We start from the raw sequence: 12275 nt of genomic DNA on the forward strand, positions 1-12275 counted from the left end.
CCTGATTATCGATTGTTTTGTGCTGAGCCCTGATTGCGTTTAGACGCATCCGGAACCAGACGATAAAAAGTTTCGCCCGGCTTAGTCATACTGAGTTCATTGCGTGCGCGTTCCTCAATCGCCTCTTGCCCGCCATTGAGGTCATCAATTTCAGCAAAGAGTTGATCGTTTCGCGCCTTGAGTTTGGCGTTTGTTGCCTGCTGAGCCGCGACGTCATCGCTTACCCGGCTATAGTCGTGCAGTCCGTTCTTACCGAACCACAACGAATATTGCAGCCAGACCAGCAAAGCCAGCAACAGCAGCGTTAGTTTACCCATCCTGCCCCCTGAAAAAACGGCATCATCATCCCATAACTTTCCGTTCGACTCTACTCCGGGGTTTTAATTATGTCGCAAGTTAGCCCATCAGCCATAAAAACAGCAGGCCAAACATCACCACAACGGTCACAATCGTGATAACCGTACTATACAGGAGTCGGCCATTGAAGAGGGAGTGCAGCGCAATACCCACCACGACCGCCACAGGCATCAGCGCCAGGAAGAAAGGCCAGGTATAGAGGAAGAAGAACAGCGTGTTACCGCCGTAAATGAGAAACGGGATGCCCAGCGCCAGTAACCACGAGATAAAGCCGACAATGGCCCCGGGGAAGGACCAGGTTGTCTCGTCGTCGGTCGTTAACGGCTCCGACCCGGTGGTGATAATGTAGTTTTCACTGTTGCGCATAGCTGATCCTGTGACCATGACTCATCGTTCGGGAAGACAGCTCCCGAACGATACCGTCTCAGGATCTGATAATATCGTCCCGTCTGAGCAGGTCTAATAATTGGCTTACTAAATTTGTTACCAATTGTTGACCTTCCAGGTGAATCTCTGGCGATTCAGGCGCTTCGTAGACCGCGTCAATGCCGGTGAAGTTACGCAGTTCTCCGGCACGGGCTTTTTTGTACAGCCCTTTCGGGTCGCGCGCTTCGCAAATCTCCAGCGGCGTATCGACAAACACCTCGATAAAGCGATCCTGACCCACGCGTTCGCGCACCATCTGGCGCTCGGCGCGGTGCGGTGAGATAAATGCGGTCAGCACCACCAGCCCGGCATCCGCCATCAGGCTGGCGACTTCGCCCACCCGGCGGATGTTCTCTTTGCGGTCATCGTCGCTAAACCCCAAATCGCTGCACAGGCCGTGGCGCACGTTGTCGCCGTCCAGCAGGTACGTGCTTACGCCCTGCTGATGCAACGCCTCTTCCAGCGCGCCCGCCACCGTCGATTTACCCGAGCCGGACAGCCCGGTAAACCACAGTACAACGCCACGGTGCCTGTGGAGCTGTTCGCGCTGGGCGACGGTGACCGGATGAGGATGCCAGACGACGTTCTCATCATGGGCGGCCATTACTTGCCTCCCAGCAGATCGCGTGCGCCCCAGTGCGGGAAGTGCTTGCGCACCAGCGCGTTCAGTTCCAGCTCGAAGGCGCTGAATTCAGACGCCACGGCAGCCTGTTCTTTAGGCTCGCGCACCATACCGGCCCCGACGGTCACGTTGGTCAGCCTGTCGATAAAGATCAGCCCGCCCGTAACCGGATTCTGCTGATACGGATCCAGCACCAGCGGTTCGTCGAAGGTCAGATCGACCAGACCAATGCCGTTCAGCGGCAGCTCGGTGACGTCACGATGGGTCAGGTTGTTGATATCCACCTGAAACTGAATGCCGTCCACGCGGGCGCGGGTTTTCTTACCGGCAATTTTAATGTCATAGCTTTGGCCTGCGGTCAGCGGCTGTTCGGCCATCCACACCACATCCACGGACGCGCCCTGCACTGCCGCCAGCGTTTCGTGGGCATCCACCAGCAGATCGCCCCGGCTGATATCAATTTCGTCTTTCAGCACCAGCGTTACCGCTTCACCGGCGCCCGCTTCTTGCAGGTCACCGTCGAAGGTGACGATGCGGGCGATGGTGGATTCCACGCCGGATGGCAGCACCTTAACGCGCTGGCCGACCTTCACGAAGCCTGACGCGAGGGTGCCGGAGAAGCCGCGGAAATCGAGGTTAGGACGGTTCACGTACTGTACCGGGAAGCGCATCGGCTGGGTGTCGACCACGCGCTGAATTTCAACAGTTTCCAGCACTTCCAGCAGCGTCGGGCCGCTGTACCAAGGCATGTTCGCGCTCTGCGAGGCGACGTTATCCCCTTCCAGCGCCGAGAGCGGTACAAAGCGAATATCCAGGTTGCCCGGCAGCTGTTCGGCAAAGGTCAGGTAGCTCTGGCGGATCTCCTCGAACTTCTCTTCGCTGAAGTTCACCAGATCCATCTTGTTAACCGCCACCACCAGGTGTTTGATCCCCAGCAATGTCGAGATAAAGCTGTGACGACGGGTCTGATCCAGCACGCCTTTACGCGCGTCCATCAGCAGGATCGCCAGGTCGCAGGTGGAGGCGCCGGTCGCCATGTTACGGGTGTACTGCTCGTGCCCCGGGGTGTCGGCAATAATAAATTTGCGCTTCTCGGTAGAGAAGTAGCGGTAGGCCACGTCAATGGTGATGCCCTGCTCGCGCTCCGCCTGCAGGCCGTCCACCAGCAGGGCCAGGTCGAGTTTTTCACCCTGGGTGCCGTGACGCTTGCTGTCGTTATGCAGGGAAGAGAGCTGATCTTCATAAATCTGGCGCGTATCGTGCAGCAGGCGGCCAATCAGGGTACTTTTCCCGTCATCCACGCTGCCGCAGGTCAGAAAACGCAGCAGGCTTTTATGTTGTTGCGCGTGCAGATACGCTTCCACGCCGCCTTCGTTGGCAATTTGTTGAGCAATAGTGGTATTCATGGCGGCTCCTTAGAAATAACCCTGACGTTTCTTCAGCTCCATGGAGCCTGCCTGGTCGCGGTCAATCACGCGCCCCTGTCGCTCGCTAGTGGTGGACACCAGCATCTCTTCGATGATCTCCGGCAGCGTCTGCGCGCTGGATTCCACCGCGCCGGTCAGCGGCCAGCAGCCGAGGGTACGGAAACGCACCATCTGTTGTTTGATTACCTCACCCGGCTGCAGGTCGATGCGATCGTCGTCGATCATCATCAGCATGCCGTCGCGCTCCAGCACCGGGCGTTCAGCGGCCAGATACAGCGGAACGATTTCGATGTTTTCCAGGTAGATGTACTGCCAGATATCCAGCTCGGTCCAGTTGGAGAGCGGGAAGACGCGAATACTTTCGCCTTTGTTGATCTGACCGTTGTAGTTGTGCCACAGCTCCGGGCGCTGGTTTTTTGGGTCCCAGCGGTGGAAGCGGTCGCGGAAGGAGTAGATACGCTCTTTGGCGCGGGATTTCTCTTCGTCGCGGCGCGCGCCGCCGAAGGCCGCGTCAAAACCGTATTTATTCAGCGCCTGCTTCAGCCCTTCGGTTTTCATGATATCGGTGTGCTTGGCGCTACCGTGCACGAACGGGTTAATGCCCATCGCCACCCCTTCCGGGTTTTTATGCACCAGCAGCTCGCAGCCGTAGGCTTTCGCGGTACGGTCGCGGAACTCGTACATTTCGCGGAATTTCCAGCCGGTATCCACGTGCAGCAGCGGGAACGGCAGCGTGCCCGGATAAAACGCTTTACGCGCCAGATGCAGCATGACGCTGGAATCTTTACCGATGGAGTACATCATCACCGGGTTAGAAAACTCGGCGGCCACTTCGCGGATAATATGGATACTCTCCGCTTCAAGCTGCCGCAGGTGTGTAAGACGTTTTTGGTCCATAACCGTTCCTTAAGCCAAATTTACGACAGAAGAACCAAAGCCTTCTGTATCGGTTGTGTTCTGAAACCAGGCGAGCGTGCTGTGCAACTGCACCACTTCCCCCACCACGATCAGGGCGGGCATCGGGGCGTCTTTCGCCAGGGTTGCAAGATGTTCCAGCGTGCCCGTCGCAACGTGCTGATCGACGCGCGTGCCGCGAGAGATCACGGCAACGGGCGTCGTCGCCTCGCGACCGTGCTGAATAAGTTGTTCGCTGATGTCTGCCGCTTTCATCGTGCCCATGTAGATCGCCAGCGTCTGGCGGCTCTGGGCGAGATGCGACCAGTCAAACGGCGTGCTGTCGGCCTTGTAGTGTCCGGTCACAAAGGTCACGCTCTGGGCGTAATCGCGATGGGTTAGCGGGATACCGGCGTAGGCCGTCACCGCAGAGGCCGCCGTGATGCCGGGCACCACCTGGAACGGTACGCCCGCTTCGGCTGCCGCCTGCAGCTCTTCGCCGCCGCGACCGAAAATAAACGGATCGCCCCCTTTCAGGCGCACCACGGTTTTACCCGCTTTGGCGGCGTCAACCAGCATCTGGTTAGTGTCGTGCTGCGGCACCGAATGCTCGCCAGCCCGTTTGCCGACGCAGATTTGCTCCGCGTCGCGACGGATCAGCTCGCGCACGCCGTCGGTGACCAGATGGTCGTAGAACACCACGTCCGCGTCCTGCAGCACCTGCAGGCCACGCAGCGTCAGCAGACCGGCATCACCCGGCCCTGCCCCCACCAGAATGATCTCCCCGCTCGTGCTGCCAGGGTTATCCAGTTCGTCCTCGAGGAGTTTCTGCGCCGCCGTCTCATTACCGGCATGCATCAGGCTGGCAAAGCGGCCGCGAAACACGCGCTCCCAGAAGCGACGGCGTTCCGTCACGCTGGTCAGGCGGTTTTTCAGGTGGTCACGCCAGAAGCTGGCTTTTTCCGCCATGCGCCCGAGGCTGGTCGGCAGCAGCGCTTCGATTTTTTCCCGCAACACGCGCGCCAGCACCGGCGCGGTGCCGCCGGAGGAGATCGCCACCAGCAGCGGTGAGCGGTCAACAATCGACGGGAAGATAAACGAGCACAAAGGCTGGTCGTCCACCACGTTCACCAGGCGGTAACGGGCTTGCGCCGCGTCAGAAATTCGACGATTGAGTTCACGATTTTCGGTGGCCGCAATCACCAGCACCACGCTGTCGATTTGCGACTCCTCGAAATCCGCCTCTTCGACTACCCGTACCTGCGCGCCTGCCCGTTGCAGGAACGCGATTTTGCGATCGGCAATGTCACCCGTACCAACAACCAGCACCGGTCTCTCTTTAATTGCGGCAAATAAGGGCAGATAGTCCACAGGCAACAACTCACTAACAACAGGAATAGTGGGACTATAGGGGGCGACTTAGACCGAATGAAATTACGAATTGGAATGAGTAGTTACTCAATGGAATAACGCCATGAAAAAGCAAATATCAAAAACTGCTTAACATGCGAAATTTCGGGCATTTAAGAGCAATTCAAATTGTGTATGCACGATCACAGTTTCATACTAAGCGGGTTAAAAATTTGCTCTGTTTTTAAGGACTCACTATGTTTTCCGCAACGCGCCACCGTATTGCTGCCCTGGCGCTCGGCGTTTGCTTCATCCTTCCGGTTCAGGCAAAAAACCAACCTTATGGTGAAATCGCCAATATGCAGGCGCGGCATATTGCCACGGTCTTCCCTGGACGCATGACCGGCACACCGGCCGAGATGCTCTCCGCAGACTATATTCGTCAGCAGTTTGCCGATATGGGCTACCAGAGCGATATCCGCTCGTTTCACAGCCGCTACATCTATACCTCACGTAATAAAACAAAAAACTGGCACAACGTGACGGGCAGTACGGTCATTGCCGCACACGAAGGGAAAGCGGCTGAGCAGATCATTATCATGGCGCATCTCGATACCTTCGCCCCGATGAGCGACGCCGACACCGACAATAACCTCGGCGGTTTGACGTTGCAGGGGTTGGATGACAACGCGGCGGGTCTGGGCGTCATGCTTGAACTGGCCGAGCGAATGAAAAATATCCCAACGAAATACGGGATTCGCTTTATTGCCACCAGCGGAGAAGAAGAAGGAAAGCTTGGCGCTGAGAATCTCCTTAAGCGCATGAGCAATGAGGAGAAAAAAAATACGCTGCTGGTGATCAATCTCGATAATTTGATCGTCGGCGATAAGCTCTATTTTAATAGTGGGCAGAGCACCCCCAGCAGCGTGCGTAAATTAACGCGCGACCGGGCATTAGCCATCGCCCGTAGCCACGGTGTATATGCCACCACCAATCCCGGCGGCAACCCGGATTATCCGAAAGGAACGGGCTGTTGTAACGACGGCGAAGTGTTTGATAAAGCGGGCATTCCGGTTTTGTACGTTGAGGCGACGAACTGGGGTCTGGGCAAGAAAGATGGGTATCAGCAGCGGGCGAAAACGAAAGCGTTCCCGGAGGGGACAAGCTGGCATAACGTGATGCTGGACAATCAGCAGCACATTGACAGCGCGCTGCCTCAGCGAATTGAGCGTCGCAGCCGTGATGTGGTGAAGGTGATGCTGCCGCTGGTGAAGGAGCTGGCGAAAGCGGGGAAAGCCTGAGGTCCTTAAGCCCGGTGGCGGCTACGCCTTACCGGGCCTACGTATCGATCGAGCCTTTGTAGGCCCGGTAAGCGCAGCGCCACCGGGCGAAATGACATTATCCTTCGTGCAGCCCGCACTCGCGCTTCAGCCCAAAGAATCGCGTCTCTTCTTCCGCCATTCCCGGTTCCCATTTGCGCGTGGTGTGGGTGTCGCCCACCGACAAATAGCCCTGGTCCCACAGCGGATGGTATTTCAGCCCGTGTTTTTGCAGGTACTGGTATACGGTGCGGTTATCCCAGTCGATGATCGGCAGCACTTTGAACACGCCGCGTTGAACCGCCAGCACCGGTAGCGTAGCGCGGCTTCCCGACTGCTCGCGGCGCAGACCCGCAAACCAGGTCTGAGCCTTCAGCTCTTTCAGCGCGCGGTTCATCGGCTCGACTTTGTTGATCTCATTGTATTTCTCAATGCCCTCAACGCCCTGCTCCCACAGCTTGCCGTAGCGCGCCTCCTGCCAGGCCGCACTTTCCGTCGCGCGGTAGACTTTCAGGTTCAGCTTGAGCTTGTCCGTGAGCTCATCGATAAACTGGTAGGTTTCCGGGAACAGGTAGCCGGTATCGGTGAGGATCACCGGAATGTCCGGGCTGATCTGATTCACCAGATGCAGGCTGACCGCCGCCTGAATACCAAAGCTCGACGACAGCACATAGTCTCCCGGCAGGTTTTCCAGCGCCCACGCCACGCGCCCTTCGGCGTCCAGCTTTTCCAGTTGAGCATTGGTTTCTGCCAGCGCCAGAATGCGTTCGACTTTTGGCAGGTCATTAAGGGCGTTTAGATCGAGTACGGACATAAGAACCTCGTTTGCCTGTTTCGCCGGGCGGCACTGCGTTTGCCCGGCCTACAAAACCCGTAGGCCCGGTAAGCGAAGCGCCACCGGGCAAAGGATGGGTTACTCCCAGAAATCCCGTGCGGGATCGAGCACCGGGCGAATGATGCCCGCACGCACCGTAAAGTCGCCGAAGCCTTCACCCGCTTCGCGCTCTTTCGCCCAGCGCCCGACAAGCTCGTCAATGGAATCGAGAATTTCCGGTTCCGTAATATTTTCACGGTACATACGCGGAATGCGCGTCCCCATACGGTTGCCGCCAAGGTGCACGTTGTAACGACCCGGCGCTTTGCCCACCAGACCCAGCTCAGCCAGCATCGCGCGACCGCAGCCGTTCGGGCAGCCGGTGACGCGCATCACAATATGCTCGTCCGGAATACCGTGTTTTTCCAGAATCGCTTCTACCTTGTCAGTAAATGATGGCAGGAAACGTTCCGCTTCGGCCATCGCCAGCGGGCAGGTCGGGAACGACACGCAGGCCATCGAGTTTTCACGCTGCGGTTTAACCGCATTCATCAACCCATGATCGCGCGCCAGCTTCTCGATTTTAGCCTTCTGGCTCTCCGGCACGCCGGCAATGATGAGATTCTGGTTGGCGGTAATGCGGAACTCGCCTTTATGGATCTTAGCAATTTCCAGCAGACCGGTTTTCAGCGGGCGTCCCGGATAATCCAGAATACGACCGTTTTCAATAAACAGCGTCAGGTGCCATTTATTGTCGATACCTTTCACCCAGCCACTGCGATCGCCGCGACCGGTGAATTCGTAAGGGCGGATCGGCTCAAACTTGATGCCTGCGCGACGCTCCACTTCCTCTTTGAACGTCTCTACGCCCACGCGCTCCAGGGTGTATTTGGTTTTCGCGTTTTTACGGTCGGTACGGTTGCCCCAGTCGCGCTGGGTGGTGACCACAGCTTCCGCCACGGCCAGCGTGTGCTCCAGCGGCAGGAAGCCGAACTCGCTCGCGGTGCGGGCGTAGGTTTTCTTGTTACCGTGCTCAATGGACAGGCCGCCGCCCACCAGCAGGTTAAAGCCAATCAGCTTGCCGTTTTCGGCAATCGCCACGAAGTTCATGTCGTTGGCGTGCAGGTCGATGTCGTTCTGCGGCGGGATCACGACAGTAGTTTTAAACTTACGCGGCAGATAGGTCTGGCCAAGGATCGGCTCTTCGTCCGTGGTCGCGACTTTTTCCTGATCGAGCCAAATCTCTGCGTAGGCGCGCGTGCGCGGCAGCAGGTGCTCAGAGATCTTCTTCGCCCACTCATACGCTTCGGCGTGCAGCTCGGACTCATACGGGTTCGAGGTGCAAAGCACGTTACGGTTCATGTCGTTGGCGGTTGCCAGCGCGTCCAGCCCGACCGAGTGCAGCATCTGGTGCACCGGCTTCACGTTCTTCTTCAGAATGCCGTGGAACTGGAAGGTCTGACGATTGGTCAGGCGGATGCTGCCGTAAATCGTGTTTTCACCCGCGAACTTGTCGATGGCCTGCCACTGTTTGGTGGTGATCACACCGCCCGGCAAACGGCAGCGCAGCAGCATCGCGTGACGCGGCTCCAGCTTCTGTTCTGCACGCTCGGCGCGGATGTCGCGGTCGTCCTGCTGATACATACCGTGGAAGCGGATCAGCAGGAAGTTGTCGCCTTTGAAACCGCCGGTCAGACCGTCATTCAAATCTTCGGCAATGGTACCGCGCAGGTAGTTGCTCTCTACCTTCATGCGCTCGGCATCAGTCAGTTTGCCTTCGACCACCAGTGGGCCGGGATGTTTTTCGCTCATTAGTAGACATCTCGCTGATAACGGCGCTCTACGCGCAGCTCACTTAAAAATTCATCCGCCGTTTCGGCATCCATACCGCCGAATTCGGCAATCACTTCCAGCAGTGCCTGCTCAACGTCCTTCGCCATGCGATTGGCGTCGCCGCAGACATAAATGTGGGCACCGTCATTGATCCAGCGCCACAGCTCTGCGCCCTGTTCGCGCAGTTTGTCTTGTACGTATACTTTTTCTTTCTGGTCGCGGGACCAGGCCAGATCGATGCGGGTCAGTACGCCTTCTTTAACATAGCGCTGCCATTCGACCTGGTAGAGGAAATCTTCGGTAAAGTGCGGGTTGCCGAAGAACAGCCAGTTTTTACCCGGTGCTTCATCCGCCGCGCGCTGCTGCATAAAGGCGCGGAACGGCGCAATGCCGGTGCCAGGGCCAATCATGATAACCGGCGTTTCCGGGTTCGCAGGCAGGCGGAAGTTGTCGTTGTGCTCGATAAAGACGCGTACTTCGCCCTCTTCTTCCACGCGGTCCGCCAGGAAACTTGATGCCCCACCCGCGCGGGCGCGGCCTTCGATGTCGTAGCGCACCACGCCGACGGTAACATGCACTTCACTCTCCACTTCGGCCTGTGAAGAGGCGATGGAGTACAGGCGCGGCGTCAGCGGACGCAGCAGGCCGATCAGCGCATCGGCATCCAGCTGAGCCGGAGAGAAACGCACCATATCGACGATTGGCGTCGTCGCGGCGTAATGCTGCAGTTTCGCCTTATCGCCCACCAGCGGCAGCAAGGATTCGCTGCGCGTTAAGGTGGCATAATTTTCGACGATATTCGGGGTGTTCACCGTCAGCTCGAAATGCCACTGCAGCGCCTCTGAAAGCGGCTGGGTTTTGCCATCAACGGTGACAGGCTCGTCACCCTTCAGCCACAGCAGCTCAACCAGCTCTTTCACCAGCGCCGGATCGTTCTGATACCAGATACCCAGCGCATCGCCCGGCTGATAGCGCAGGCCAGAGTCACCGAGATCGATCTCAATATGGCGCACGTCTTTTTCCGAGTCGCGGCCGGTAATTTTCTGATTCACCGCCAGGCTCGCCGTCAGCGGTGCCTCTTTGGTGTACGGGCTGGTGTGAATGTCGTTGACGGCACCCGTCGCGGTGAAGGCGGCCTGCGCGGACGTCTCTTTCGGCACGCGCGCTTTCAGCACCTCAACGATGCGCGCACGCCATTCGGCGGCGGCGGTCTGGTACTCAACATCCGCGTCAACGCGGTCCAGCAGGCGCTCAGCACCCAGCTCCGCCAGCTTGCTGTCGAAGTCTTTACCGGACTGGCAGAAGAATTCATAGGAGGTATCGCCCAGGCCAAAGACGGCAAACGCCGTGCCGTCCAGCTTCGGCGCTTTTTTCGAGAACAGAAACTTGTGCAGCGCCACCGCTTCTTCAGCGGGTTCACCTTCACCCTGCGTTGAGGCCACAACCACCAGCAGTTTTTCTGACGCGATTTGTTTAAATTTATAATCCCCGGCGTTGACCAGGTTCACGTTCAGTTTAGCGGCGAGCAGGTCATCACGCAGCGCTTCGGCCACGCGGCGGGCGTTACCCGTTTGCGAGGCGGAAATGAGCGTAATGGCAGGAATTTCAACGGCCGTTGCCGGTGCACCCACCACAGCGCCAGGCTGCTGATTGAGCATTCCCCAGAAATAACCGGAGACCCAGGCAAGCTGAGTGGGAGAAAAATCAGAGGTGGCAGCCTGAAGGCGCGCCAGTTGCTCCGGGTTCAGGGGAAGCAAATTTGAAGGTGGGGCCTGTGTTGTCATGCGTCGTTATGTTCCAGTAGCCAAGCGGACTTTAAGCGAATAAATCCAAACTGAAGATAAGGTTAACGGCGAGGATAATAACAATTAAAGAAGGGATGGAAATAATAAATAACCAAATGGACTAACCTGTTTTACTTATCGTTCTTAACAGTAAAAGCGATTAATTAACTTATTGAAATATAATACGAAAATTAACAAAAAAAGGGCATGTCGCGGCTCAGTACCTATTGAGCCGTTTTAGTTAATGCTAAAAATTGTGCTTTCCGGTACTATGCGGCGGTTTTTTCCGCATTACTGAGAGCGATCATGTCCACCACACTGTTTAAAGATTTCACCTTCGAAGCCGCCCACCACCTTCCGCATGTCCCTGAAGGGCATAAATGTGGCCGTTTGCACGGGCACTCGTTTATGGTGCGTCTTGAGATCACCGGTGAAGTCGATCCGCATACCGGTTGGATCATGGATTTTGCCGAGCTGAAGGCCGCGTTTAAGCCGACCTACGATCGTCTGGATCACTACTATCTGAATGATATTCCTGGCCTTGAAAACCCGACCAGCGAAGTGCTGGCAAAATGGATTTGGGATCAGATGAAGCCGCTGGTGCCGCTGCTGAGCGCGGTGATGATCAAAGAGACCTGCACGGCAGGCTGCGTGTATCGCGGGGAGTGATGCTTGCCGGGTGGCGCTAACGCTTACCCGGCCAGTAAAAGCCTCGAACCGTAGGCCCGGTTAGCGCTAGCGCCACCGGGCTTTTTTTATGCAATATTCAGGTATTTGTGCGTCTGCATCGACAGGCGCCAGTTACGCGCAATACAGGTTTCAATGCACAGGCGCGTCGCGTCGTCTTTCTGGCTGATCGGCTGTAGCGCAATGACGCGCTGCTTTTCATCCGTCAGCGTGGCCAGCAGTTCATCCAGCGCTTCGATATCACGTACGCGCCCTACCGGGTGCTTAATCTCATCCGCGCGTTCCAGCGCCTGAGACAGCACGTCATATCCGCCGCGCATATTCACTTTTGGCGATACCGTCACCCAAGTGGTGTGTGAGCAGCGCACTTCATGGGTGCCGCTGGTTTCAATCTGGCAGCTGTAGCCGTTCTTTTCGAGCAGCTCGGTCAGCGGCGTCAGATCGTGGATGCAGGGTTCACCGCCGGTGATCACCACGTGGCGCGCCGTCCAGCCCTGACGACCAATAATGGCCAGCAGATCTTCAGAACTGCCCGCGCCCCACTTATCGCTCTCTTTGGTTTTCGCCAGAATGCTAAACAGCGACACTTCCCGATCTGCGAGCTTATCCCACGTATGTTTGGTATCACACCAGGCACAGCCAACCGGGCATCCCTGTAAACGAATGAAAATAGCGGGAACGCCGGTAAAGTAACCCTCGCCTTGCAGGGTCTGGAACATCTCGTTAATCGGGTACTGCATAGTCATCTCAGTAAAGGGGATA

The 12275-nt window shown here is 57.2% G+C and carries 12 protein-coding genes; 2 read left to right on the top strand and 10 right to left on the bottom strand.

Annotated features, from left to right (window positions below; genetic code table 11):
• Positions 1-5 precede the first annotated feature (5 nt).
• From ftsB to cysG, 6 genes are all read right to left on the bottom strand, one after another.
• Positions 6-317 (bottom strand): cell division protein FtsB, encoded by a 312-nt coding sequence (gene ftsB, locus AC2T6E_RS15590; protein ID WP_003862095.1) that lies wholly within the window; start codon positions 315-317, stop codon positions 6-8.
• A 79-nt stretch (positions 318-396) separates the two neighbouring features.
• The gene (locus AC2T6E_RS15595) at positions 397-723 is read right to left on the bottom strand and encodes a DUF3561 family protein (protein WP_042716229.1); all 327 of its coding nucleotides are present in this window, start codon (positions 721-723) and stop codon (positions 397-399) included.
• A gap of 58 nt (positions 724-781) precedes the next feature.
• Positions 782-1387: an adenylyl-sulfate kinase gene (gene cysC, locus AC2T6E_RS15600; RefSeq protein ID WP_174341017.1), complete on the bottom strand. Its 606-nt coding sequence runs from the start codon at positions 1385-1387 to the stop codon at positions 782-784.
• Entirely contained in the window at positions 1387-2811 is a 1425-nt protein-coding gene (gene cysN / locus AC2T6E_RS15605; RefSeq protein WP_089601201.1) for a sulfate adenylyltransferase subunit CysN, read from the bottom strand. The genes cysC and cysN overlap by 1 nt, the downstream gene beginning before the upstream one ends.
• 9 nt (positions 2812-2820) lie before the next feature.
• Positions 2821-3729, bottom strand: coding sequence for a sulfate adenylyltransferase subunit CysD (cysD, locus tag AC2T6E_RS15610; RefSeq protein WP_010434549.1), 909 nt, complete (start codon positions 3727-3729; stop codon positions 2821-2823).
• A 9-nt stretch (positions 3730-3738) separates the two neighbouring features.
• Positions 3739-5097, bottom strand: a complete 1359-nt coding sequence (gene cysG, locus AC2T6E_RS15615) for a siroheme synthase CysG (protein ID WP_486692428.1) — start codon at positions 5095-5097, stop codon at positions 3739-3741.
• 236 nt (positions 5098-5333) lie between these two features.
• Here cysG and AC2T6E_RS15620 point away from each other — a divergent pair, with 236 nt between their 5' ends.
• Positions 5334-6377, top strand: a complete 1044-nt coding sequence (locus AC2T6E_RS15620) for an aminopeptidase (protein WP_108416375.1) — start codon at positions 5334-5336, stop codon at positions 6375-6377.
• 97 nt (positions 6378-6474) lie between these two features.
• On the opposite strand, the gene cysH is transcribed toward AC2T6E_RS15620, so the two are convergent.
• The 3 genes from cysH to cysJ form a co-directional block, all read right to left on the bottom strand.
• Positions 6475-7209: a phosphoadenosine phosphosulfate reductase gene (gene cysH, locus AC2T6E_RS15625; RefSeq protein ID WP_010434558.1), complete on the bottom strand. Its 735-nt coding sequence runs from the start codon at positions 7207-7209 to the stop codon at positions 6475-6477.
• Between the two features lie 99 nt (positions 7210-7308).
• Entirely contained in the window at positions 7309-9021 is a 1713-nt protein-coding gene (gene cysI / locus AC2T6E_RS15630) for an assimilatory sulfite reductase (NADPH) hemoprotein subunit (protein ID WP_486692430.1), read from the bottom strand.
• Positions 9021-10826 carry an NADPH-dependent assimilatory sulfite reductase flavoprotein subunit gene (cysJ, locus tag AC2T6E_RS15635; RefSeq protein ID WP_458667969.1) on the bottom strand — a complete coding sequence of 602 codons (1806 nt, stop codon included), beginning with the start codon at positions 10824-10826 and terminating at the stop codon, positions 9021-9023. The genes cysI and cysJ overlap by 1 nt, the downstream gene beginning before the upstream one ends.
• A gap of 306 nt (positions 10827-11132) precedes the next feature.
• Between cysJ and queD the strand changes: the two genes are divergently transcribed.
• Positions 11133-11495 carry a 6-carboxytetrahydropterin synthase QueD gene (queD, locus tag AC2T6E_RS15640; protein ID WP_010434567.1) on the top strand — a complete coding sequence of 121 codons (363 nt, stop codon included), beginning with the start codon at positions 11133-11135 and terminating at the stop codon, positions 11493-11495.
• Between the two features lie 86 nt (positions 11496-11581).
• On the opposite strand, the gene queE is transcribed toward queD, so the two are convergent.
• Positions 11582-12253: a 7-carboxy-7-deazaguanine synthase QueE gene (gene queE, locus AC2T6E_RS15645; RefSeq protein ID WP_023333236.1), complete on the bottom strand. Its 672-nt coding sequence runs from the start codon at positions 12251-12253 to the stop codon at positions 11582-11584.
• Positions 12254-12275 lie beyond the last annotated feature (22 nt).

The organism is Enterobacter sp. B79-1 (assembly GCF_057444735.1).

Bases quoted from the DNA above. Each gene is read 5' to 3' on its own strand.
- cysN (WP_089601201.1), bottom strand. From the start codon at position 2,811: ATGAATACCACTATTGCTCAACAAATTGCCAACGAAGGCGGCGTGGAA.
- AC2T6E_RS15620 (WP_108416375.1), top strand. From the start codon at position 5,334: ATGTTTTCCGCAACGCGCCACCGTATTGCTGCCCTGGCGCTCGGCGTT.
- queD (WP_010434567.1), top strand. From the start codon at position 11,133: ATGTCCACCACACTGTTTAAAGATTTCACCTTCGAAGCCGCCCACCAC.
- AC2T6E_RS15595 (WP_042716229.1), bottom strand. From the start codon at position 723: ATGCGCAACAGTGAAAACTACATTATCACCACCGGGTCGGAGCCGTTA.
- queE (WP_023333236.1), bottom strand. From the start codon at position 12,253: ATGCAGTACCCGATTAACGAGATGTTCCAGACCCTGCAAGGCGAGGGT.
- cysD (WP_010434549.1), bottom strand. From the start codon at position 3,729: ATGGACCAAAAACGTCTTACACACCTGCGGCAGCTTGAAGCGGAGAGT.
- cysH (WP_010434558.1), bottom strand. From the start codon at position 7,209: ATGTCCGTACTCGATCTAAACGCCCTTAATGACCTGCCAAAAGTCGAA.
- cysC (WP_174341017.1), bottom strand. From the start codon at position 1,387: ATGGCCGCCCATGATGAGAACGTCGTCTGGCATCCTCATCCGGTCACC.
- cysI (WP_486692430.1), bottom strand. From the start codon at position 9,021: ATGAGCGAAAAACATCCCGGCCCACTGGTGGTCGAAGGCAAACTGACT.
- cysJ (WP_458667969.1), bottom strand. From the start codon at position 10,826: ATGACAACACAGGCCCCACCTTCAAATTTGCTTCCCCTGAACCCGGAG.
- ftsB (WP_003862095.1), bottom strand. From the start codon at position 317: ATGGGTAAACTAACGCTGCTGTTGCTGGCTTTGCTGGTCTGGCTGCAA.